The 23,491-nt window shown below is 57.5% G+C and carries 25 protein-coding genes; 20 read left to right on the top strand and 5 right to left on the bottom strand.

All coding sequences use genetic code 11. The features are described 5' to 3' along the window. Positions 1-131: 131 nt before the first annotated feature. The gene (locus U9R25_20630; protein ID MEA3338303.1) at positions 132-272 is read right to left on the bottom strand and encodes a hypothetical protein; all 141 of its coding nucleotides are present in this window, start codon (positions 270-272) and stop codon (positions 132-134) included. A gap of 313 nt (positions 273-585) precedes the next feature. Between U9R25_20630 and U9R25_20625 the strand changes: the two genes are divergently transcribed. The 9 genes from U9R25_20625 to U9R25_20585 all read left to right on the top strand — a co-directional run bounded on the left by U9R25_20625 (position 586) and on the right by U9R25_20585 (position 8,383). Then, positions 586-999 carry a hypothetical protein gene (locus U9R25_20625; protein MEA3338302.1) on the top strand — a complete coding sequence of 138 codons (414 nt, stop codon included), beginning with the start codon at positions 586-588 and terminating at the stop codon, positions 997-999. 44 nt (positions 1,000-1,043) lie between these two features. Beyond that, positions 1,044-1,439 carry an HNH endonuclease gene (locus U9R25_20620; protein ID MEA3338301.1) on the top strand — a complete coding sequence of 132 codons (396 nt, stop codon included), beginning with the start codon at positions 1,044-1,046 and terminating at the stop codon, positions 1,437-1,439. Positions 1,440-1,628: 189 nt separating this feature from the next. Continuing rightward, positions 1,629-2,066, top strand: coding sequence for an IS200/IS605 family transposase (gene tnpA / locus U9R25_20615; protein ID MEA3338300.1), 438 nt, complete (start codon positions 1,629-1,631; stop codon positions 2,064-2,066). A gap of 697 nt (positions 2,067-2,763) precedes the next feature. Then, positions 2,764-3,087 carry a hypothetical protein gene (locus U9R25_20610; GenBank protein MEA3338299.1) on the top strand — a complete coding sequence of 108 codons (324 nt, stop codon included), beginning with the start codon at positions 2,764-2,766 and terminating at the stop codon, positions 3,085-3,087. Positions 3,088-3,134: 47 nt separating this feature from the next. Then, positions 3,135-6,470, top strand: a complete 3,336-nt coding sequence (locus tag U9R25_20605) for a type I restriction endonuclease (GenBank protein ID MEA3338298.1) — start codon at positions 3,135-3,137, stop codon at positions 6,468-6,470. A 348-nt stretch (positions 6,471-6,818) separates the two neighbouring features. Continuing rightward, entirely contained in the window at positions 6,819-7,217 is a 399-nt protein-coding gene (locus U9R25_20600; protein ID MEA3338297.1) for a type II toxin-antitoxin system VapC family toxin, read from the top strand. After that, on the top strand, positions 7,214-7,444 hold the full coding sequence (locus U9R25_20595; GenBank protein ID MEA3338296.1) for a type II toxin-antitoxin system Phd/YefM family antitoxin: 231 nt from the start codon (positions 7,214-7,216) through the stop codon (positions 7,442-7,444). The genes U9R25_20600 and U9R25_20595 overlap by 4 nt, the downstream gene beginning before the upstream one ends. A 12-nt stretch (positions 7,445-7,456) precedes the next feature. Further along, a complete protein-coding gene (locus U9R25_20590) occupies positions 7,457-8,152 on the top strand; it encodes a SprT family zinc-dependent metalloprotease (protein MEA3338295.1) in 696 nt (231 codons plus the stop codon). An 18-nt stretch (positions 8,153-8,170) separates the two neighbouring features. Then, positions 8,171-8,383, top strand: coding sequence for a hypothetical protein (locus tag U9R25_20585; protein MEA3338294.1), 213 nt, complete (start codon positions 8,171-8,173; stop codon positions 8,381-8,383). A 172-nt stretch (positions 8,384-8,555) separates the two neighbouring features. Here the strand turns inward: U9R25_20585 and U9R25_20580 are convergent, their stop codons facing one another. The 4 genes from U9R25_20580 to U9R25_20565 all read right to left on the bottom strand — a co-directional run bounded on the left by U9R25_20580 (position 8,556) and on the right by U9R25_20565 (position 11,943). Further along, on the bottom strand, positions 8,556-9,266 hold the full coding sequence (locus U9R25_20580; GenBank protein ID MEA3338293.1) for an MFS transporter: 711 nt from the start codon (positions 9,264-9,266) through the stop codon (positions 8,556-8,558). A 343-nt stretch (positions 9,267-9,609) separates the two neighbouring features. Then, the gene (locus tag U9R25_20575) at positions 9,610-9,888 is read right to left on the bottom strand and encodes a hypothetical protein (protein MEA3338292.1); all 279 of its coding nucleotides are present in this window, start codon (positions 9,886-9,888) and stop codon (positions 9,610-9,612) included. Between the two features lie 327 nt (positions 9,889-10,215). Beyond that, positions 10,216-10,974 (bottom strand): fructose-bisphosphate aldolase, encoded by a 759-nt coding sequence (locus tag U9R25_20570; protein MEA3338291.1) that lies wholly within the window; start codon positions 10,972-10,974, stop codon positions 10,216-10,218. Positions 10,975-10,989: 15 nt separating this feature from the next. After that, positions 10,990-11,943: a sugar-binding transcriptional regulator gene (locus U9R25_20565; GenBank protein ID MEA3338290.1), complete on the bottom strand. Its 954-nt coding sequence runs from the start codon at positions 11,941-11,943 to the stop codon at positions 10,990-10,992. Between the two features lie 293 nt (positions 11,944-12,236). On the opposite strand from U9R25_20565, the gene U9R25_20560 reads away from it, so the two are divergent. From U9R25_20560 to U9R25_20510, 11 genes are all read left to right on the top strand, one after another. Continuing rightward, positions 12,237-13,073, top strand: a complete 837-nt coding sequence (locus U9R25_20560) for an IclR family transcriptional regulator (GenBank protein MEA3338289.1) — start codon at positions 12,237-12,239, stop codon at positions 13,071-13,073. A gap of 33 nt (positions 13,074-13,106) precedes the next feature. Continuing rightward, positions 13,107-13,955 (top strand): alpha/beta hydrolase, encoded by an 849-nt coding sequence (locus U9R25_20555; GenBank protein ID MEA3338288.1) that lies wholly within the window; start codon positions 13,107-13,109, stop codon positions 13,953-13,955. Between the two features lie 28 nt (positions 13,956-13,983). After that, complete coding sequence (locus U9R25_20550; protein MEA3338287.1) at positions 13,984-14,739, top strand: 3-oxoacyl-ACP reductase family protein; 756 nt, start codon at positions 13,984-13,986, stop codon at positions 14,737-14,739. Positions 14,740-14,762: 23 nt separating this feature from the next. Next, positions 14,763-15,794: a Gfo/Idh/MocA family oxidoreductase gene (locus tag U9R25_20545; protein MEA3338286.1), complete on the top strand. Its 1,032-nt coding sequence runs from the start codon at positions 14,763-14,765 to the stop codon at positions 15,792-15,794. Between the two features lie 563 nt (positions 15,795-16,357). Further along, a complete protein-coding gene (locus U9R25_20540) occupies positions 16,358-17,254 on the top strand; it encodes a transketolase (GenBank protein ID MEA3338285.1) in 897 nt (298 codons plus the stop codon). Positions 17,255-17,345: 91 nt separating this feature from the next. Then, positions 17,346-18,311, top strand: a complete 966-nt coding sequence (locus U9R25_20535) for a transketolase C-terminal domain-containing protein (GenBank protein MEA3338284.1) — start codon at positions 17,346-17,348, stop codon at positions 18,309-18,311. 25 nt (positions 18,312-18,336) lie between these two features. Further along, positions 18,337-19,371: a hypothetical protein gene (locus U9R25_20530; GenBank protein ID MEA3338283.1), complete on the top strand. Its 1,035-nt coding sequence runs from the start codon at positions 18,337-18,339 to the stop codon at positions 19,369-19,371. Positions 19,372-19,445: 74 nt separating this feature from the next. After that, a complete protein-coding gene (locus U9R25_20525) occupies positions 19,446-20,369 on the top strand; it encodes a sugar ABC transporter permease (GenBank protein MEA3338282.1) in 924 nt (307 codons plus the stop codon). A gap of 19 nt (positions 20,370-20,388) precedes the next feature. Continuing rightward, on the top strand, positions 20,389-21,285 hold the full coding sequence (locus U9R25_20520) for a carbohydrate ABC transporter permease (GenBank protein ID MEA3338281.1): 897 nt from the start codon (positions 20,389-20,391) through the stop codon (positions 21,283-21,285). A gap of 133 nt (positions 21,286-21,418) precedes the next feature. Continuing rightward, entirely contained in the window at positions 21,419-22,963 is a 1,545-nt protein-coding gene (locus U9R25_20515) for a sugar ABC transporter substrate-binding protein (GenBank protein MEA3338280.1), read from the top strand. Positions 22,964-23,071: 108 nt separating this feature from the next. Further along, on the top strand, positions 23,072-23,491 hold a 420-nt coding region (locus U9R25_20510; GenBank protein MEA3338279.1), incomplete at its 3' end, for a hypothetical protein.

The raw sequence follows: 23,491 nt of genomic DNA, 5'->3' as shown, positions 1-23,491 counted from the left end.
CGGCCTTCGCCGTCCCGGGCTTCGGCATGGGGCCGGTCGACGCAGGTCGACCACTGGTGCGAAGCGCCTGAAAAGTCCGAGTTCACTCGGCCAGAAACTGACTCTGCGGTATACTTAAGCTAGCAGTTCACTCACACAGGATCATATCCGAATACCTCCACGTCGAAAACTCTTTCCTCGACCAACTGGCTGCCCTGGGCTGGGCGGTGATCGATCATGGCAAATCCAGGTGCGACGCACTTGCGAGCAAGCGTAGCTTGCCTGCGTCGCACATGAGATTTCAATCCTTGGCGCCCAGGGTTGTTCATTTTTATTTCTTGTTTGCTAAATATAACAACGAATCCTGGGGATTGACCGAATCTGAGTCGGGAAAATTCGATAAATCCTACTGATTCGTTGTTATATTTGGACGCAGGAAGCCATTAGCATGATATTGGTTTTAGAACTGAACAGCCCTGCCTCGACGCCCGGTGCAACATCCCAAATTTGGAATTGACGGCGGAAGCGTGGACGGTTGCCGGAAATCGCTAAGCGGTGTATGATGACGCCAGACTCGATTGCCTTCCGAGCAGGTGAAATATGAGCATGAACACACAAAACGTCACCCTACCTTTGCCAGAAACCCTCTTTCTGCGTTTCCAGCAGATGGCCACGGCCACCCGCCAACCCCTTACCGGCCTGCTGCTGCGGGCTGTTGAGGTGGGCGGGCCGCCCAGTTGGGAAGAAGCGCCGGCCCGTTTCCAGGCTGACCTCGCCGCCCTGGATAGGTTGGATGATGATGCGCTCTGGCGGGTCGCCCGCAGTCGCCCATCACAAGCCGCGGTTGCACGGCTTCAGGAATTGTTGGAACAACAAGCAGAGGATCGCCTCAAACCAGAAGAGCAGAGCGAATTGAAACAGTTGATGCAAGATGCCGACCTGCTCATGCTGCGTAAGGCCCATGCGGTGACGCTGCTGCGCTGGCGCGGCCATGCTATTCCTCCCGCCGAAAAACTATAGACTGCCATGAGCATTCACATCTCGGCGAAATTGCGGCGTCAACTGTGCTGGTTGCGGACGATCATCGTTGCGCCTATTGTCATACCGGCCAGGCCCACTCGGGCTATCCTATGGTGATCGATCACATCCTGCCCCGCAGCAAGGGAGGAACGAACGAGTTCGACAACCTCTGCTTCGCCTGCCATCGTTGTAACCTGTTCAAGCACGCCACAACCGAAATAGAAGATCCGCTCACGGGCGAGAGCGCCCCCCTCTTTCACCCGCGGCGGCAGAATTGGTCGGCGCATTTCGCCTGGGACGTCGATGGCATCCATTTGTTGGGATTGACGGCCACGGGACGCGTCACAGTGATAGCGCTGAATATGAACAATGATGTCATTCTCGACGCCAGACGCAATTGGATGCGAGTGGGCTGGCATCCGCCGGAAAACCCCGCATAACGTCTGGCACGCGCTCGCTGCGCAATCATGTCTGAATACCTCTACGTCGAAAAACCCTTCCTCGAGCAACTCGCCGACCTGGGTTGGGAGGTGATCGATCAAACGGTCGAATGAATTCGAGCTCTCCAGGCCTGCGGCCAGCGGACGGCCTACGCCGTCCTTTTCGTTATCAAATTTGGAGGTTAGCCAATGAGAAGGGATAAAGCTGAACTTTATGTGCATCTCGTGTGGGCGACATGGGACAGATCGCCGCTCATACAGCCTGAAATGGAACGAGCGTTGTACCGTTGCATCGGCGATGTCGCCCACTCACTGGGGTGTCGAGTGCTGGCAATCAACGGTATGCCCGACCATGTGCATGTACTGCTGCGCATTCCTCCCACGCTCTCGATCTCGAAATTGGTGCAACAACTCAAAGGCGTCTCATCTCATTTTGCCAACAATCAGCTCCATCTCGAATATCATTTCAAGTGGATGGGTTTTTATGGTGCTTTTAGCGTAAGCCGATGGGATGTCCCCAAGATCATGAACTATATCAACAACCAGAAAAATCATCATGGCATGGATGAGATTCAGGCAGAGCTGGAAGATTTCTTCGAGTACTACGAAAACCCACCGAAAAAATGATAGCCTGTCCGGTAACCGGTCGACGCAGGTCGACCACCGGCGCGAAGCGTCTGGAGAGTGCGAGTTTACTCGCCCAGACCAGACGCCTGACATCCTTCCCTTTCTGAAGTATACTTGAGCCAGCAACTCACTCCCACGGGATCATGTCCGAATACACTTTCGTCGAAAAACCCTTCCTCGACCAACTGGCCGCCCTGGGTTGGGAGGTGATCGATCATGGGCCGCATGGCATTCCCGGCGATCCGGGCAAGGGCCGACTGAAGTCGGGCTCTACAGGCCTACGGCCAACGAACGGCCTTCGCCGTCCCGGGCTTCGGCATGGGGCCGGTCGACGCAGGTCGACCACTGGTGCGAAGCGCCTGAAAAGTCCGAGTTCACTCGGCCAGAAACTCACACAGGATCATATCCGAATTCCCGGCGATCCGGGCAAGGGCCACCGACGCTCAGAGCTGAAGCCTCCGGGCTGCGGACGACTGTTGCTCAGTCGCACAGTGCCGGGTGAACCTGGCTAAGCCCGATTCATCGGGCGCTGTATATGTAGCCGTGGGGATTTATCCCCCGGCAGGGCTGGCAGACGCACAACTGGCGGCGCTGCACGATGAAGTAACGACGGAGGCGGCGGACGGTTGCCGGAAATCGCCAACCGATGTATGATGATGCCAGACTCGATTGCCTCACGAGCAGGTGAAATATGAGCATGAACACACAAAACGTCACCCTGCCCCTGCCCGAGCCCCTGCGCTTCCAGCAGATGGCGCAGGCCACCCGCCAAACCCCTTACAGACCTGCTGTTGCGGGCCGTGGAGGTGGGCGGGTCGCCCGCAGTCGCTCATCACAAGCCGCGGTTGCCCGGCTTCAGGAATTGTTGGAACGACAAGCGGAGGATCGCCTCAGACAAGAAGAGCAGAACGAATTGAAACAGTTGATGCAAGATGCCGACCTGCTCATGCTGCGCAAGGCCCATGCGGTGACGCTGCTGCGCTGGCGCGGGCATGCCATGCCTCCCGCCGAAAAACTTTAGGCAAATCCAGGTGCGACGCACTTGCGAAGTATGTCGCACCTTCGATCATGTCCGAGTACACCTTCGTCGAAAAACCCTTCCTCGACCAACTCGCCGCCCTGGGCTGGGAGGTGATCGATCATGGCCCTCACGGCATCCCCGGCGATCCAGCCAAGAGCCTGCGCGAGGATTTCCGGGAAACCACCCTGCGCCGCGTGTTCATGGAAGCGGTGCGAGGCATCAACGCCCTGCCCGACGGACGGCCCTGGCTGACGGATGCGCAACTGGCGGCGCTGCACGACGAAGTAACGACAGAGGTGGGGGGCAAGCCCCTGCTGGAGGCCAACGAGATCGTCAGCCGCAAACTGATCGGACAGACGCGGGTGGTGGTGGGGAGCAATGAACTGACGGGCGAGGAATATCCCGAAGTCAGGCTGGTGGATTGGGAGCAACCCGAGCGCAACCGCTTTATCGCCATCAACCAGTTCCGGGTGGACACGCCCTGGCAGCAGGGTAAGAAGTTCATCATCCCCGACATCGTGCTCTTCGTGAACGGCCTGCTCTGGGCGGTGGTGGAGTGCAAGCTGGAGGGCAGCGATCCCACCGGGGCCAACTCGATGGAAGAAGCCTTCATCCAGCTCATGCGCTATTCCGACCAGCGGGATGATCCTGACGCCCGGGCCCAGGGCCTGCGCGAGGGGGAAGCCCGCCTCTTCCACGCCAACCAGTTGCTCATCCGCACCTGCGGCGAAAAAGCCGATGTCGGTTCCATCACCGCCACCGACGACAAGTACTTTTATCCCTGGAACGATATCTGGCCGCCCGAGCAGCGCAGCTATACCCCACCTTTGGGTGTGGAACGCCCGCAGGAAGTGCTGATCCAGGGCCTCCTCTCCCCCGCCATCTTGCTCGATGTCGTCCGCCATTGCGTGCTCTTCATGCAGATCGGCGGCGAAATGGTCAAAGTTATCCCCCGCCACCAGCAATACCGGGCCATGCGCAAGATCATCGACCGCCTGCTGGGCCGGGATGACAGCGGCGAGCGTTCGGGCGTGGTCTGGCACACGCAAGGCTCCGGCAAATCCCTCACCATGGTCTTCACCGTGCGGCGCATGCGCACCACGCCCGGCCTGCACGACTACAAGATCATCATGGTCAACGACCGCACCGACCTGGAAAAACAACTGACCGAGACCGCTTTTCTCACCGGCGAGCCGGTGCATGTGGTGGAGTTCGGCGGCGATGACATGCGTGAACAGCTTGGAACCACCACTTCTGACCTGAATATGGTGATGGTGCATAAGTTCCAGGAGCGAGAACAGCCCCTGGCACTCCCCGGCCGCCAATCTGAAACCGGCCGCATCATTCCCTTCCCCCAACGGCAGGACTATGCCCTGGCTGCCGAGCCCCTGCCCCAATACCGGGTGTTCGAGACCATCAACGATTCCGAGAAAATTGTCCTCTTCATCGACGAAGCCCACCGCACCCAGTCCAGCGATCTGGGTGACAACCTCTTCGCCGCCTTCCCCAACGCCGCCCGCATCGCCTTCACCGGCACCCCGCTCATCACCGAACGCCACGACGAAAAGCGTACCGTCAAACGCTTCGGCACGTACATCGACCGCTACAAACTCATGGATTCGGTGGCAGATGGCGTCACCATCCCCATCGAGTACACCGGCAAGACCGCCCACACCGCCATCCAGTCCCGAGACCAGTTCGAGCGCAAATTCGAGGACCTCTTCGCCGACCGCGCGCCACAGGAGCTAAGCGCCATCAAGCGCCGCTACGGCACCTTCGGCGACATCCTGGAGGCGGAGAAACGGATCGAAGCCATTGCCGGGGACCTGGTCGAACACTACATCAGCCACATCCTGCCCGATGGCTTCAAGGCGCAGGTGGTGGCCAGCAGCAAACTGGCAGCCGTCCGCTACCGGCGCTTCATCGACCAGGCGTTACAGAACTGGCTCGACCGGGCGCGTGCTCTCCCGCCCGCCGCGCGTGACCCCGACCTCATTGCCCAAGTCGAATTCCTGAGCTCGGCGGTGGTGGTGTCCAGCGACGGAACCAACGAATTGGCCGTTGTTACGGCTGCCCGCCAGCACGCCAGAGAGGTCAACGCCGTCGAGAACTTCAAGAGGCCCTTCGACTATGGCGACCCGGCGGCAGGCAAGCCACCCAAACCGGAAACCGGCCTCGGCTTTCTCGTCGTCTGCGACATGCTGCTCACCGGCTTCGACGCGCCGCTCGAGCAGGTGATGTACCTGGATAAAAAACTGCGCGAGCATGGCCTGTTGCAGGCCATTGCCCGCGTCAATCGGGTTTATGCCGGCAAAGACCGGGGCTACATCGTCGACTACATCGGCATCTCCAACCATCTCAGCCAGGCCCTGGAAATCTACGCCGGCGACGACGAGGCCCTGCAGGATGTGATGGACGCCATGCGCGACATCAACCAGGAGATCCCCGTCCTGGAGAGTCGCTGCAACCGCATCATCCAATTCTTCCAGGATTTGGGTGTCGTCGAGATCGAAGGCTACATGCAGCAGACCATCGCCGATCCCGCCCGCAACTACGAGGTGCTGGAGCAGGCCGTGCAGGCGCTGGAGGATGTCAAACAGCGGGCCGAGTTCGACACGCTCCTGGGCTTCTTCTTGCAGAGCATGAATATCGTGCTGCCCCATCCAGCGGCCACGCCCTTCAAAATCCCGGCCAAGCGCCTGGGCTTCCTGGCCCGCCGCGTGCGCGACCGCTATCAGGATACCAGTGTGGGCAATCTGGCCAAGGCCGGGGCCAAGGTGCGCAAGCTGATCAACGAGCATCTGGTCAGCCAGGGCATCGATCCCAAGATCCCACCATTGGATTTACTCGACCCCGACTTCATCGTCAAGGTGCAGGCGCAGCGGGACCCGCGGGCCAAAGCCAGCGAGATGGAGCACGCCATCCGCCGCCACTGCAAGATCAAGTTCAACGAGGACCCGGTTTTGTTCGGCAAGCTGGTGGAGAAGCTGGAAAAGCTCATCCAGCAGCATGAGGACGACTGGGATGCGCTGTACCAGGCCATGCTGGATTTGCAAGGCGAGGCCGCCGCCGGACGCCGCGATGATCCCTTGTCCGGCGTCCCCACCGACCAGCAACCCTACCATGACCTCATCGCCCAGCTTGCCTTCCCCGATGGTCTGCCAGATGAACAGGCGGGGAAACTCAAGAACCTCACCGCCCAAATCCACCGCATCATCGGCGAGTACACCGGCATCGTCAACTTCTGGGAGAATCGCTACCAGATCAACCGCCTCAAAGGCGACCTCACTCAAACCATCCTCTACAGCGGCATCGAAGCCATGTACACTGGCTACGAACACATCGTGGCTGAGTTGGTGACGCTGGCGAGAAATCGGAGTTAAGCCCCCAAGCAGCAATTCCAAATATGGCAACGGATGCCTCAAAACGTGGCATTTGGTGGCTTCAACAACTCAGCTTGTGCGCATTTGCCGCCATCACGGGGCGATAAATCACCCCGCTACGTAACAGCGTCCGATGAATCGGGCTTTTTTAGCCACGAATCGTCGCTAAACCGCAGTTAGCCGGGTGAACCCAGCGCCGTTTTGTAGCCGAGGGATTCATCCCCCGGTGGCGGTGCCCAATGGATCGCTTCATATTTGGAATTGCTGGCCCCCAAGAAAAGGGCTTGTCTGTTTGCGAATTTGTATGCTATAATACTTGTACATTTGTACAACCACTTTGGAGTCTTCATGCGAATTGTCATCGATGCTTCCGCCATCATCGCAGTCATTGCCAATGAACCCGAAAAAGCAACCTTGCTTGAACTGACGACGGGCACTGATCTTATCGCTCCTGTGTCCATCCATTTTGAGATCGGCAATGCTTTTTCGGCGATGCTGAAACGCCGTCGCATCATGCTTACCCAGGTGCTGGCTGCCATAGCCCTCTATCAGAGCATCCTCATCCGTTTTGTCGAAATCGAATTGCCTGCATCCCTCGAAATCGCTGATCAACTCTCGATTTATGCCTACGACGCCTATCTGATTCGCACCGCTGAAAAATATCGAGCGCCCTTGCTAACGCTCGACAAAACACTACAGCATCATGCGCAATCGTATGGTGTCAAGGTCCTTGAGGTGACCCAATGAGTACAATAGTCACTTATTCAGAAGCGCGTCAAAATCTTGCCTCTTTACTGAACAAAGCCCTGAACGAGGGTGAGGTTCTCATCAAACGCCGGGATGGACAGGTTTTTGTCCTCAGACCCGTCGAACAAAAATCCTCGCCGTTGGATGTGGAAGGAATTGATTTGGGCGTCAGCACCGAGGAAATCGTCGCCTTCATCGCGGAAAGTCGTCGCTATTCCGAAAATTGATTTGGGCCGATTATGCCCGTGTATCGTGATATCCAATACACTCTCACTCGCAGCGACCGGCGCAAAACCGCCAGCATCTACATCGAGCGCGACGGCTCGGTTAGTGTGCGCGTACCCGACCATCTCACCGACGACGAAGTCGAAGCGCTGATTGAGCGAAAGCGTTACTGGATCTACAAACATCTGGCCGAGTGGCGCCAACTGAACGCCGCCCAGATCGAACGTGAGTACGTCAACGGTGAGGGCTTTCTCTACCTGGGCCGCAGCTTTCGCTTACAATGGGTGGACGACCAGCGCCTGCCGTTGATGCTCAAAGGGGGTTACTTCCTCTTGCGCCGCGACCCCAAGACGCAGGCTGACCCTGACGCAGCCTTCAAAGATTTCTATCGGGAAAAGGGGCGGGAGAAGATACCACAACGGGTGGCAATATTTGCACCGCAACTCGGCGTGCAGGTCAACGACATCCGGGTGATGGATCTCAAACACCGTTGGGCGTCCTACTCCGCCAGGACGGGCAACATCAACTTTCACTGGCGCTGCATGATGGCCCCCCTCACCGTGCTGGACTACATCGTCGTCCATGAACTCGCACATGTCCTTGTTCCCGACCACTCCCCCGCCTTCTGGAGCGAGGTGGACAAAATCCTGCCCGACTATCGCGAGCGCCAGCGCTGGCTGCGCGAACATGGGGCGGGGATGGATCTGTAAGCATGGAGGAGCAATGCTATGTTCGACACAGAATACCCCGGTTTGGCAGCCTGGGTTCTTGGTGGCGATGCCTGGATCGAACTGGGCCAGGACGAAATGAGCGATTCCACCGTCCGTATCCTGGACATCGGCGGCATGATTTGGGAAAGCGACAAGGCATATGACACGGTGGTCGATGCCCTGGCTGATGCGGAAGCAGCCTTGGCCCATTGGTTTGAACCCGAAGGATAAGGGTTTTCCGACTCTGCCTCCGATCTCATCGCCTATCTACCGGCCAACGATGGGTTGGCCGCCGGTTTTTTATCGTGCAAACAGGTCCAAAGCAATCCGAAAGCGCCCAGCAAGAACAGGATTTCAACTGCACCGACCCCGGTAAGGCCCCATTTCGTCCACAAGCTGGTGGTTATGGGGGAGCAAAAAGCAGAAAACTCACTCCCATCGATGCCATAACATTGCGTTTCCCCACGATCTTTCTGATCCCACGCCAGGTCAGTGGTTCATGCGCCTGTCGCTCGCTTGCGGCAGGTAGGTATCGCCAGACAATGGCCGCGCCACAGAGGCTAAGCAAGGCAATAAAGACAAAAGGGGTGCGCCATCCATAGGCCTCGATCATCCAGCCCATGAGCGGCAAGGCAATGATAGCGCTGCTTGACCAGGCGAATTCCACACTTCCCATCGCCCGCCCCCGCTTTTCGTAGGTGACCCGGTCGCTGATGTAGGCTTGCTGGGCCGGAACGAAAGCGGCTACTGCCAGCCCTGAGAGAATAAGCGGCATTACCGACCACCATTGCCGGGACAGGGCCATTCCCACTCCGCAGGCAGCTAGAAGGAGGAAGCTGGCCATCATGATAGTGCGCCGACCATAGCGGTCAGACAAGAGGCCAAAAACTGGGCTTGTCACCCCGGCGAGGGCTCGAATGAAGAGCAGCCAGCCAAATGCCGCCACCGTTATCCCCAGACCAGCAGAAAATTGGGGAATGAACGAGTACAGCATCCGGGCGCCCAAGTCGATGATAAATCGGGCGGCGAACACCACGCTGATGATTTGTATGCTGATGCCCAAAAACACACTGATCTGTTCTTGGCGCGTCGTATAATTTTGGTTTTTTGTCAATTGAGGTGTTCCCCCAAACTGGACAAGCCAGAGGAACGCTGATTACGCAGACCTTCGGCGCAGATAACCGCTGATTTTTTTCTATTGATCCGTGATTATACTTCGGCTACGCTCAGCACAAGTCTGCGTTTATCAGCGTCACACTTCAGCTTCGCCCTCGACAGGCTCGGGACACCGCTGCGGTACATCCTTGTGAGGTTCGCTGATAATCTCCTTGTCCAGTGTGCAAGAATCTGACTCGAAAGGTACTTTCCTGGCCAGGCAGGTGTCATTGCGACGCTAGCACGCCAGCAGGCGTACCGTGACGCCAGCATTCCGGTAGCTCGATCCAGTAAGTCGGCCATCATGCTGCCTCCGCTTGCAGGCGCAGCACCCGAACGGCTTGTGGGTGCAGATGGATGCTGGCGATGTCGCCAGGAACCAGGAGCTTGAGGGGATTGCCATCGGCGCAGAGTACGGCGGGCGGGCCGATGCCTGTCGCCTGGATGGTTTCGCCCTCATCCAGGCTGATGTAGGAGGAGTGGATCGGTTCGACCCCGGCCAGGGCGACGGGGGTCAGTTCGGTGCCCACCAGCTTTCCCCGTGCGACATGGACAGTCCGTCCATCGCCAGTTTTGCTCACCGCCGATGCCGAGAAGAGGGCAGTGGCTGTTTGCCTCAAGCAGGACGAAAGCGACATCGGCCATGGTGCCATCCCCGCCGACGACGATGAGGAGGTCCACGCCGGTGGAGATGATCTGGCGGGCAAGGGACTGAGTGGCGACGCGCCCCTGGATGGCCGGCAGCGGGACGACCTGCGCCCCAGGAACGGCATTTGCGCCCAAGTCACCCGGGCCCGTGACAACCTGAACCGGTCCCAGACTGCCGACAACCTGCTGCGCCGCGGCCAAATTATGGGCGGCGCCCAGTCCGGCCGCAGGGTTGATGATAAGCCCGGCCCTGGCAACTTTCACGATGGTTGTTCACCATGCACAGCTTTTACAATTGAGTTTGTCATCATTGTTGCATCTTCTTGCAGCCAGACATTGCGACCGATGGCTACGCCTGCTGCTCCGGCGGATAGGGCGTCCTGGACCTGTGTCAGCACTGAATCCGTTGTCTTGGCGCTGCCACCCAGGACCAGGATTGGCGCGAAACAGGTTTCAATCACTTCCTCGAAGGCTACAGCCGGGCCCACATAGGGCAATTTGATGATATCTGCCCCCATTTCGGCTCCGATGCGGGCAGCCTGCACCAATTGGATGAGGGTGGGTTCAGCGCCATAGCCCATGGGCAGCATCTCGGCCAGAAGCGGTATGCCCAGCCGGCGGCACTCCGTGGCCACTTTCCCCAACGTTTCCAGGCTGTTGGCCTCATCGTCGGTTCCGCAGAAGCCCATGACAGCCACTGCATCAGCTCCCAGCCTCAGGGCATCTTCCACCGAGGCAATCAGGCGCATCTCGCCCCCTTGCCCCAACATCGTCACCGCCCCATCCAGGCGCACGATAAGCCCCAGTAGCCCAATGTGTGGCGCGAAACGTTCGGCAATGCCTGGCGTGGTCAAAATGGCGTCGGCCCCGCCCACTGCCACTTGTTCGATCAGGCGTCCCGGCTGGCTCAAGCTTGCCAATGGCGTCACGCCGGGCAAGCCATGATCCATCGCCACAACAACGCTACGCCCATCGCTGGCGAAGATGCGATTCAAGCGAATCTGTTTTCCTGGGTTCATGACGTTTCCTCTGCTCTATGAAAGCTGGTTGATAATGCGAGATGCAGCCGACTCATCGGTGATGAGCGTGTTGATAAAACCGCCGCGCGCCGCGCCGATGATGGCTTCGGCTTTTTCGCCGCCGCCGGCAACGCCGATGCGCAGTCGCGCGCCGCGGATTTCTGCCAGTTCTATGCCCACCACGCCGGGCAGGCCATTTGCAATGGGATCTCCTTGAATATCGAAAAACCGCATACAGATGTCGCCCACCGCGTCCGCTTGCTTCAAATGGGACATCCTGTTGTCGTCCATGTAATCGGCAAACAGCATATGAACATCGGGACCCAGATCGATGTCCCCAATACCGACAAGCACAACGTTCAGAGTCTTCCAGCTGTCCATGATCTGCCTGACATCCTGCGAATCCAACAGAGACTGGCGCAGCGCCTCGTTTTCGACGATGGCAGGCACATAAAACGGCTTCCATACTCCCCCCAGCTTCTCGCTGAAAATGCGCGCCATCTCATGCACCTGGAAACTGGGAGCGATATGATTCAACCCACCCATCAGAGGGGCCACAGTCAATCCCCTGGCGCCATCCACGTTCAACGCCTCCACAACCTCGGATAGTGTCCTTCCCCAACCAATGCCCACGGTATCGCCTGTCCCGATCGCCGTTTCCAGGTAACGGGCTGTTGCGTATCCCAGATGTCTGCGGATCTGCGCCTGGCTTGCATCTTCGCCCGGGATAACGATGACAGTGCTCAGATTGAGCGCCTTTTGCAGAGAGTCGGCGAGGTGTTCCATGTTGGCAAAGGGATTGGTGATGGTGATCTTTACGATCCCTTCTTCCCGTGCCTGGATAAGAAGTCGCGATACCGTTTGCCGGGAAACGGACAACTCCTCGGCAATCTCGTTCTGTGTTTTGTGGGCGGTGTAATAGAGCATAGCAGCAAGGTGCATGAGCTCCAATCGTTCGACCGTGGCCATTTGAGATTCATCCTATGAGCATATGCTAATGGCATCTGCTCATAGGATACACGAATTTTGCTCGTTTGTCAAGGGGTCATTCGTGCAAAAATCTCATCCGGCGCCAGTGGTCGCAACACCCCGCCCTGTTTCCACTCCGGCATCAATAAGCTTTCCAAATCGCGCTGCTTGACACCCCCAAGAAATCGTGGTATGTTATAATTGTGAACAGTGTTCGCGATAAATATTGACAGTGTTTCAAGAAAAGCAGCGAGGTTTCTTGTATTCAGGAATCTATAACTTGGGGTGTTCATATGACCACTACTAATCTGTCTGTTGAACGTGCGCTCATCATTCTCAAGCACCTGTCCCGCGCTGACCAGGGCATGGGTATCCGGGAAATAGGTCGTGAACTGGGGATAAGCCCGGCAGGCGTTCAGAAAATTATGAATGCGCTTAACGCACAGGACTTCGTTGTTCAGAATGAAGAGACCAAACGCTATGCTCTGGGGCCGGTTATGCTGCAAATTGGGCTGGCGATGTTAGGGCAGTTAGAGGTAAGACAGGTCGCTCGTCCCTATTTGAAAGCATTGGCAAAAGAAACAAACGAAACGGCTTTGTTAGGCATCCGCGACAGCGATGAAGTTTTCTACATTGACAAATTCCTGCCTGATTCGGAGATTCGGATGGATGTACCTTTGGGAGTGAGCCGGCCATACCACTGCACGGCAGTGGGCAAGATACTCCTGGCCCAGTTGCCCGCCGGTGAATTTGAGCGCCTGGCTGCCGCAAACAGCTTTGCCCAGGTGACACCCAACTCGATTACCGATCCGGATCAACTGGCGGCAGAGGTAGAAGATATTCGTCAAAAAGGCTACGCGCTGGACCGCGAAGAGTTCAAACTCGGCGCGCGGTGCGTTGCCGCACCCATATACAATCATAACGGCCAATTGGTGGCTGCCATTACAGTTGCAGGCCCGGCAGGACGTATAGAGGAAAATCTGGACGCTCTCGTCGAACAGGTACTGACCAAGGGCCAGGAAATATCGACTCGTCTGGGTTATGTCGCTCTTCCGGATGGTCCCGCGTCCCGAAGGAGTGACGGTGAGAATCTCGCTTATCCGCCTACGATCATTCCCCAGGAAGCCTGAACGGCGGCGTACACATTGCATGTGGAGTTGTTGATGCCCAGTCTGACAATCAACGACATAGAACTATGGTTTGAGCGGGAGGGGCACGGCCGGCCCGTGATTTTTCTGCATGCCTTTGCCATTACCGGCAAAATGTGGTTCCCCCAGGCGCTGGCCTTGACCGCTGCCGGCTACGATGTCGTCTGTGTCGACCAGCGCGGGCACGGCCGATCTTCCTCTCCACCCGGTCCTTACACTATCCCCCAGATGGCAGAGGACATTCATCGTTTCATCACCAGCCTGAACCTGAAGGAGGTCTGTGTCGTCGGGTTGTCAATGGGCGGCCGGGTAGCACTGCGCCTGGCGCTGGATTACCCGCGGGATGTAGCCGCCCTTGTGCTGGTCAGCGCCAAGTCGGAACCGGCGCGGGAAATCCAGTTTGAGTTGGAGGCTCTGGCGACACGGGCAGAACAAGGGGAGGTGGACAGGGCCGTTAGCGAATGGTACGAGGAACGCTACCAGCGGCTGGCCGGGTGCGCACCGGAACTGACACGCTGCTTGATAGAAGAATGGCGTACAAAACCGGGCAACGGGTTTGCCGGCGCCGCCCGCGCCATCATCGAGATGGAAGAAATGACGACGCGGGTTTCAGAAATAAGCGTCCCTGTCCTGGCCGTGGCGGGTGCCCTTGATTCGCCATGCCTTCCCTTTGTCGCCTGGTACGAGCGCGCTATCCCTGATTGCCGGGGAACCATTGTGGCGGAGGCGGCCCATTTTGTAAACGTGGAGCAACCAGACCGCTTCAACGATCTGCTCCTGACATTTCTGGCCGATCACGCCGGGTGTGGTGTAAGGGCATCAAGCATCCAGACGAGTACAACTTTTCATGCCCTGTCCGGTTGATGACTTTTTCCAGGAGGAAGAGCATACAATGACGACTGGCCTTTCCGGAAAAGTAGCATTGGTAACCGGCTCCTCACAGGGCATTGGCGCCGGTGCAGCGCTCTCTCTGGCCCGCGGCGGGGTAGACGTGGCCGTGAACTATCTGCGTGCGGCGGAACTGGCGCAGGAAGTCTGTGAGCAAATTCGGGCGCTGGGACGGCAGGCCCACGTGATACAGGCGGACGTGACCGATGCCGAGGCCGTCAGACATATGGTCGCAGAGGTGGAGCAGACGATTGGCCCGATTGATATCCTGGTGAACAACGCCGGCCACAATCCCGCCCGCACTATTCTGGAAATCAGCGAAGCGGATTGGGACTGGGTGTTGGATCTGAACCTGAAAGCCTACTTCCTCTGCACTAAGGCCGTACTGCCGGGGATGTTGGAGCGAAAAGAGGGGCGCATTATCAACATCACCTCTATCTCCGGCCAACGGGGCGGTTTTTCGTGCGACGTGGACTACTCGGCGGCCAAGGCCGGCATTATGGGTTTTACCCGCGCTCTGGCCCGTTGGGCCGCTCCCCGAGGCATATTGGTGAACGCGATTGCGCCCGGCTACATCGAGACCCAGATGCAAGGCGGCGTGATTTCGCCACACCTGGCGAGCTTGATAGATCGTGTTCCGTTGAAACGCCAGGGAACGCCGGAAGAAATCGGCGAGGTCGTCGCTTTCCTGGCAGGGCCGGCAGCCACCTATATCGTCGGTGAAGTGATCAGCGTGAATGGCGGCGCCCACATCGCATGAAGAGAGGGAGAAGATCGAGAATAGTGAAACCATTACGCGTTGGTTTTATTGGCTGTGGCCGGCACGCCACCAAGATGCTCTATCCCAGTCTCCATCTGGCCCGTATTGAACTGGCGGCAGTCTGCGATGTTGACGAAGTTAAAGCGCGGCGCAACGCCAGATGGTTCGGCGCTGAGCGCGTTTACACTGATCACAGACGGATGCTGGAGGAAGAGTCGTTAGAAGCGGTGTTGATCTGCACCGGACCAAAGACACACGCGCCGCTGGCCCTGGATTGCATAGAACGGGGATTACCTGTGTTTGTGGAAAAACCGCCGGCGCTGAACCTGGCCGGGGCGGAGCATTTACGCGATCGCAGCGAGGTGTTGGGTGTGCCGGTCATGGTGGGGACGATGAAGCGCCACGCCCTCATTTACCGCCGGATGAAGCAGGTCATTTCGGTCCCTGACTTTGGCCCCGTCGCCGCCGTAGAGGCCAAGATGGCCCTGGGCTGGAAGAACAGCAACGGCTTTGCCCTGCTGCTCGATGCGGGGATCCATACCCTCGATCTGCTGCGCTTTCTGATGGGAGATGTAACTGAGGTTTCCCATCAAAAGTACGAACTCGATGAAACCCATACCAGCTATGCCATCGCGCTGAAATTCGAGTCCGGCGCTGTCGGTACCCTGTCCGTCTCTGACCAACAGTTATGGAGACGAAGCAACGAACGGGTGGAGATCACCGGCAACGGGCAGTTCGTCCTGGCCGAGAATATGATCCATCTGTCTCATTATCGGCCGGATGGGGAGATCAGTGTATGGGAGCCTGGCTTTTCTATCCCCAACGACGAAAACTCAACTTTTTTTATCGGCGGCTACGCCGGCGAGTTACGCTCGTTTGCGCAGGCGGTACGCGAGGGTACATCCATGCAGGCCGGAATCGCCGATGCCTGCGCTGCTCTGCAGATTATCAGGCAGATAGAACCGGAAGAGAGCTACGTAAAAGGAACTGTCGAAGGAGCGGTGGAGTACCCCCACTGGCAGTCGGAGAATTTCTGGCTGCGTGTGTTAACCTAGTGCACGCGGGCGCAAGTCAAGCAATGGTTGGGTCAATCGTCATGCTGAGTGGGTCTGGCACGAAACCTGATCAGGAGAGGAACCGTTGCTAGCAATCCGATGCCCGTTCGAGCGGCCAACACCAGCCGAAGCATCTCGCGATACATGAATCGAGAGGCCCTTCGCTAGCGATTCATGCATGCGTCAGCTGGCCGATCGACACGCTCAGGCCTGTTCTGCCCACTCTGCCCCTTCCGGCTTTCAGCCTCGGGGTACTCGCGAGGGCACCTCCTCACGGAGCGCTTGCGACCTAGCTCTCACCTCTCGGTGGCCTTACCTAGCTAGCTCACGCACCGTCTGCTGACGTCTCGCACCGCTTGCTAGCGTCACGGTACGCCTGCTAGCTCTCGCATCGGCTGCTGCCGTGGCGTACTAGGCCGCACCGCCTGCTGGCGTCACGGATTGGCTAGCTCACGCATCGTCTGCTGACGTGCTGCCGTAGCGTGACGGTGAGCGAAGTCGAAGGAGTGACAACCCTGGAGCTATTTACGCCCAGCCGTACTGGGAGCAATGAAAGGCAAACGATGACACAAATCACAGATAGAAATGGAAAACCCTACGAGGTAGATCAAAAAGAGGTCAGGCAGCTCGAATACATCTGTGAATTGGTGCGGCAAGATATTCTCAATACGCTGTACAGGGTTGGTCGCGGCCATTCCGGCCCTTCCCTATCCCTTGTGGAACTCCTGGTGACGCTCTATTTCAGGGAACTGCGCCTGGACCCCACAAATCCCAAGTGGCTCGACCGGGACCGCTTCATCCTCTCAAAAGGGCACGGGGCCGTTGGGCTATATTCCGTCTTCGCTGAGCGCGGCCTGATTCCCAAAGAGGAACTGGATACCTTTGAGAGCCTGGGAACCCGTCTGCAGGGGAGTGTGGACTCGGTCTGGCTGCCCTGGGTCGAGCTGACGACAGGCTCGTTGGGGCAAGGGCTTTCGGTCTCGCTGGGAATAGCTATGGGCGCCAAACGGCAAGGGAAAGACATCCGTTCCTACTGCATCATGGGCGACGGCGAGACACAGGAAGGGAACGTGTGGGAGGCGGCGATGTGCGCGGCCAAGTACAAGCAGGACAACCTGCTGGCCATTGTAGACTGGAACGGCCTGCAGGGTGGCGTGAGACAGGAGGTCATGCCCAGCATGGAGCCCTACAGGGCCAAGTGGGAGGCCTTCGGCTGGCACGTTCTGGATGTGCCGGGGCACGACATTGCCGCGCTGCTGACAGCGTACCACCAGGCCCGGCAGGTGAAAGACAAACCCACCATCATCGTGGCCCACACGGTCAAGGGCAAGGGCGTGTCCTATATGGAAAACAAGGTCGAGTGGCACGGTGGAAACGTGACCAGGCCGCTGTACGAGCAGGCAATGAGCGAAATTAACGCTCGGCTGGACGCGTTGAGCGACTATGCAGAGGTACAATGAGGATCTGCCTATGGCGCGCGCGGGGGTTTCCCTCCACGCTACCTCTCGTTACGCGCTCCGTATGAAAATCACACCTTTATGGGAGTAAACGATGGAATGGGAAAAGGCTTCATTGCGGGTAGCATTGGGCAAGACACTGTTGGAACTGGGTGGCAAAGTCCCCAACATGCTGGTCATCAACGCCGACCTGCGGAGTTCCGTACAAACCACCTTCTTTATGAACGAGTACCCGGAACGCACCATAGAGGTAGGTATTGCAGAGCAAAACATGATCGGTGTTGCCACGGGCCTGGCGATGATGGGCTATATTCCCTTTACCGTCACCTTTGCCCGCTTTGCCAGCAAGCGCGCTGCTGACCAAATTTCATTGTGCGTGGACTACTGCCAGACCAACGTGCGCATCATCGGGGCGTATGCCGGTATCTTCACGGGCGCTCAGGGAGCGACCCAGCAAATGATAAGCGACACGGCCGCCATGCGCTCCATGCCCAACATGACGGTGATTGACACCGCTGACGTCCATGAAATCCGCGCGGTGTTGCACTACGCGGTGGAACACATTGGCCCGTTGTACATCCGCATCGGCAGGGACTCGTGGCCGGTCGTCTTCGACGAATCGTACAAATTTGAACTGGGTAAGGGCGTTTGGCTGCGAGAGGGCAGCGACGTGGTGCTGATGAACTCGGGTGTCCTGCTGCCCTACGCCATAGAAGCGGCAGAGCTATTGCAGCAAGAGGGCATCGATGCCGGCATAGTCAACATGCCATCGGTCAAGCCGATTGATGAGGCTCTTATCAACGACGTGGCCCGCAACGTGGGCGCCATTGTGACGCTGGAAAACCACAACGTCCAGGGCGGCTTTGGCAGCGCGGTGGCCGAGGTGCTGGTCAAAAATCATCCCGTACCGGTGGAATTCATTGGCCTTCAGAATGTGTACGCCGAGTCGGCGCCCAACGACGACCTGTCCGAGAAGTATCAATTGACAGCGCCGTGGGTTGCAGCCGCGGCCAGACGGGCGATAGAGAGAAGAAACAAGCACCGGTCCCGACGAACCTAGCGTCATGCAAACGGACGAATAAACGATGTCAGAACAACCATCTTTGCTTACACCCATCCTGTTGACTCGAAACGCAGCGTTGATTGTCGACCACTGCATTGGCGTACAGGCGGGAGACCTTTGTTTGGTGATATGCGACAAAAACCGCTGGCCGGAAGGCGAGGCGATTGCCGGCGTCGCGCTGGCGCGAGGCGCAACGCCCTTGCTGATGGATGTGAGCAGTGAGGTAGCGTCGTACTATGCCACCCATCAACGCCCGGAACCGCCCGACCATATGGCCGCTGCCTTTGCCGCCAGTACCTTTGTTTTTGGCGCGGCCGACGTGGAATACTGCCATCTGCTGGGGCATACAGAAAAAAACCAGGCGGCTCAGGCAGGCGGCATGCAATATGTGATAGTCGAGGAGGATATGTCTTCCTGGACCACCACCCCGGAAGATATCGATTTGTTTGTTGAACGAACCTTTAAGGTCACGGAGTTGGTAAGCAAGGGCAGGTGGGTTCAGGTGACCACCCAGAAGGGCACCAATACTCGCTTCAAGTTGAAGCCAGGACGCAAAGTTTGGAGCTTTGCGGCCAGGACGTCAGAGCGTCGGGAGGCGCCGATCGTGCCCAATTATGCGGAGAGCGCCTGTGTACCCTGGGAGGGCACAATGGAAGGAAGAGCCGTCATCGATGGCTACATTATCAGCGTTGGCGCTGACCATAGAGATGATCCAGTGGAGCTTATCATCAAAAAAGGCCGGGCTGTGGAGGTGAACGGCGGCCCCGCCTCTGCCAGGCTGCGGGCCATCATGGCTGCGGCAGATGAGAATGCCAACAACATGGCCGAATGCGGCATTTGCACCAGTCACCGGGAGAAACGCTCTTACGAGTACGAGTACGGCGCGCCGGGGCACTTTTCGTACGGCGCCTGGGGTACAACTCACTTTGCCGTAGGCCACAGCCACACCATCGGCGGGGAGGTGCATAGCAAAATCCATCTCGACTGCCAGATGTTCGATACCACCGTCTACGTGGATGACGTGTGCGTAATGGAGAACGGGATATATAAGTTTTAGTTGACACCGCAGTATCGGAGTTAGATATGCGTTCTACCGCTATTTCAACAGAGACCAAACCGCACAAGCGCAACTTGGCTGAGAGACTGGGTATCACCCTGGTTAGCGGCGGAAAGGTCCAGACGCAAGACCTGGTTATGGCTCTTGTTATGTTCTTGCCCGCCTTCCTGGTACTGGTCTTTCTGGGCACATATCCCATCATCACCGCTTTGATAACAGCTTTCCAGCGCCGCCCATTATTTGATCTGGACAGTACGGTCTGGGTGGGATTGGACAACTTCACCAGCGTTTTCCAGCATCCCCAACTCTGGAATTCCTTTTCCAATGACATTGTGTTCACAATCGCCTCGATCAGCATTCAGACGGTGGTAGGCATGGCTGTAGCGCTTCTGCTGCACCAACAGTTTACGGGGCGCAATATATTACGCGGCTTTGTGCTGTTCAGCTACGTGTTCCCCGTCGCTGTGGCGGCCATTATCTGGCGTTTTATGCTCAGCGACAGCGTGGGTATTATCCATCACCTGATTGACGCCTGGAATTTGCCCATACCCAACACCTGGTTTGCATCTCCCAAGACGGCTATGCCATCGGTCATCATGGTGACGGCCTGGAAGTACTTTCCTTTCATGGTGATCACCTTCCTGGCGCGTCTCCAGACCATTGACGTGACGCTATACGAGGCGGCCAAGGTGGATGGCGCCAACGCCCTTCAGAGGTTTCGCTACGTCACGCTGCCCATGTTGATGCCCGTGATCATCATCACGTTGCTGTTGCGCACCATATGGACTTTCAACAACTGGGAAATTGTTGCGTTGCTGACCCAGGGAGGGCCTGTCTACTCGACAATAACACCGCCGATTCTGGTGTACGACACCTTGTTCAAAGAGTTCAGCCTGGGGCGTGCAGCCGCGATATCTTTCCTGATGGTAGTAACGCTATTAGTGGCCATGGTCTTCTACTTGTATGCTTACGACCGCTCGGAAGAACGTCTGACGTAAGTTGAAGGAGTGAACAAATATGGGTGTAGAAGCCACATCTTCCCAACCCCCGGCTGACCGTGGGGCCAGAGGCCTCCTGCGCTCGCGCGAACAGCAGATCACAATACTATACTTGCTTATCGCCGTGACCATTGTCCTGATCCTTGAGGTACCCTTGATTTACATGACGGTCAGTTCGTTCAAACCGGGCGTCGAGGTGTACCGCGTTCCACCCACCTTCTTTCCCACAGAGTGGGTACTGAACGGCTATCAGGAACTGCTTGAGCTCTCCAACATGGTCATTGCCCTCAGGAACAGCACCATGGTGGCTACGCTGGCCTCCACGCTGGGTGTTACTTTGAGCGTGGGGTTCTGTTACACAATCACCCGATTCCGCATGCCCGGCATGCGGTTCTTCACGATCCTGATGCTCTTTGTCTATGTCTTGCCCGGCATCCTGTTGATGATTCCGATGGTCAGGATATGGGGGAAGCTGGGGCTTACGGGAGGGTTGTTACCGCTGGCCTTGACCTACGTCTCTTTCACCCTTCCCTTTTCTATCTGGATGTTGCGTTCCCACTTTGCCGGCATTCCGCTGGAGCTGGAGGAGGCGGCGCTGGTGGATGGAGCGAATCGAGCACAGTCCTTTATCAAGATCATCCTGCCGCTGGCCCGTCCGGGCATCATCGCCACGTTCATTTTTACCTTCATTCTCTCCTGGAACGAGGTGCTCTTTGCGACAATCTTCGCTTCGTCCCAAAAAAATGTTGTAGTATCCACCACGCTCTCCAACCTGCTCAACGAGAGGAGCGGCTGGCATTCGTGGGGGATGATTAACGCGGCCGGGGTGGTGGCCACGCTGCCGGTGCTGGTGTTCTTTATGCTAATCCAACGCCAACTGGTAGCGGGCTTTACCGAGGGCGCTATCAAAGGATGAGCGCCCAAATCAATGATGGCCCCGGCTTAGGCGGAATGAAAAGGAGGTGATTATTTTCAAACCATGACGGTGAAAGAACAGAGTTGTACGGAAATTCGGACCAGTGTATAGAGACATGATCGGGAGGCCAACAATGTCTAAGAAGAAAGATGTTCCTCGTCGGGAGTTCCCACGCACGGCAGCCCTTGTCTGCGTCGGCCTGATTGTCGCGGGCCTGCTTACCGTAGGTTGTGTGGCAGCGCCGCCACAAGAGGTGGTAACTGTTATTGAAACAGTTATCGTTGAGAAGGAAGTTGGAGGCGAAACCATTACCGTTGTTGAAACCGTTGAGGTGGAAAAAATCGTCGAGATCACTGCCGTTCCACAGCCATCAGGGGAACGCGTGCCCATCGTCTTTCTAAGCCAGGAGACCGACCCCTTATCGGTGGCCATATTCCGAAAGGCCATCCAGGACTTTGAGGTTGCCAACCCGGATATCCGCGTCGAGCTTCAGTTCGCAGGACCGGATCAGATCGTCGAGACGATGGTGGCCGCGCTGTCTGCAGGTGCCTCAGCCCTCGACGTGTTCCAGCCGAACCCGGCCGTGGGATTCCTGCTGGGGGCGGAAGGCCAGCTGTTGCCGCTCAACGACATGGTCGAGGAAATGGGAGGCGACGACTATTTCCTGGGGGGCGAAAACTTCTTGAGATTGGGCGATGACATCTATGGCGTCCCCTTCGGCGGCGGCATAGCTATGGTCTGGTACCGCCAGGATCTGTTCGAGGAAGCTGGTATCCCCATACCAGAGACCCTCGAGGAATTCGAAGCGGCCGCCAGGCACTTCACCAGGGAGTTCAACCCCGATTCGCCCACGGAATATGGAGTCACTTTGCCGCTGGGACACCATGGAGCCACCTGGCTGTTTGGGGCTCCCTTCCTCTATGGCTTTGGCGGCGAGATCTTTGACGAGGACCTGAACGTGGTCTTCGATAGCCCTGAAACGGTAGCGGCTGTGGAGTGGTACACGAATATGGCCCAGTACACCTCTGATGCAGCGGTAGGTTATGCCTGGGGTGATCTGATCGACACCTTCCTCACGGAACAGTCAGCCATGACCTTCTACATGGGACGTCCCCTGGGGCGCGCTTATCTCAACGCGCCGCACCTGGTGGGCAATATCGGCGTCTTTCCCTACCCAACCGAAAATATCAAGGCGACGTTCAGCGATCCCAGCTACTACGCTATCAACGCCAATAGTGAGCATCCGGAGGAGGCCCAGCGCTGGGTCGAGTACCTGCTCTCTCCTGAGGTATCCGCCGAGGTCTTCTGCACTATCCCCACGCACATCACGCCCATCAACCAGGATCAGCTGGACTGGTGGAACCAGGATGTGACCGGCTGCGATATGCTGGATGAGAACAAAGAGATCAAGGAGGCCTTTGGGGAATACTCACTGGACGCCTACAATCCTATCGTCAACGCCGGTGGCATCTACAAGGCAACACAGGAGGGCGCCGACAGGGCGGCCTTCACGGGATCCCCCAATCCGCTCTACTCGGCCCCCGACTATCCCTTCGCCGCCGCTGTCCAGAAAGTCGTCGTCGATGGTATGTCGCCGGCCGACGCCGTCAAGGAAGTTGCGCTCGAAGCCGCGAGGGTGGTGGAGGAACAGAAGAAAGAGATGGGCTGGGGAGAGTAGTTCCAGCCTCTCTGAGACAGAGGAATGGGGAGGGACGAAAGCCCCTCCCCCGGTTCCTGTTAACTGAACATGACAAATTCGTTTCCCAAAAAACTTGGCAAGGTCATAGTGATCGGCGTGGCTGTCGGTCCGGAAATTGAACCGCACTGGAAAGAGCTGCGCCGACAAACCGAACTCATTATCCTGGAAGAAGACACGCCTGAGGCTTTAGAGGAGGCTCTTGATAACGCAGATGTGTTGATCGTTCGTTCCGCGGTGAAATTGTCCGGGGAGATGATAGAAGCCGCCGGCAATCTGCGCGGCATCATCAAATGGGGCGTAGGATACGAGAATGTTGATGTTTCTGCAGCCACGGAACATGGGCTGCCCATCGTCACCCTGCCGGTCTTTCTGGCCTCGGTGGCCGAAGCGGTGTTCTGTTTCCTCTTCACCATCACCAAAAAATATCAGCATCTCAATGCCTTGGCCCTTGCCGGGAAACGCCCCACCATCGATGACCGGGGCCACACGTTGGAAGGCAAGGTGCTG

The sequence above is a fragment of the Chloroflexota bacterium genome (assembly GCA_034717495.1).
In the GTDB taxonomy this organism is placed as follows: domain Bacteria; phylum Chloroflexota; class Anaerolineae; order JAAEKA01; family JAAEKA01; genus JAYELL01.
The sequence above is the reverse complement of the archived record's forward strand: the minus strand, read 5'-3'. Positions and strand labels throughout refer to the sequence as shown.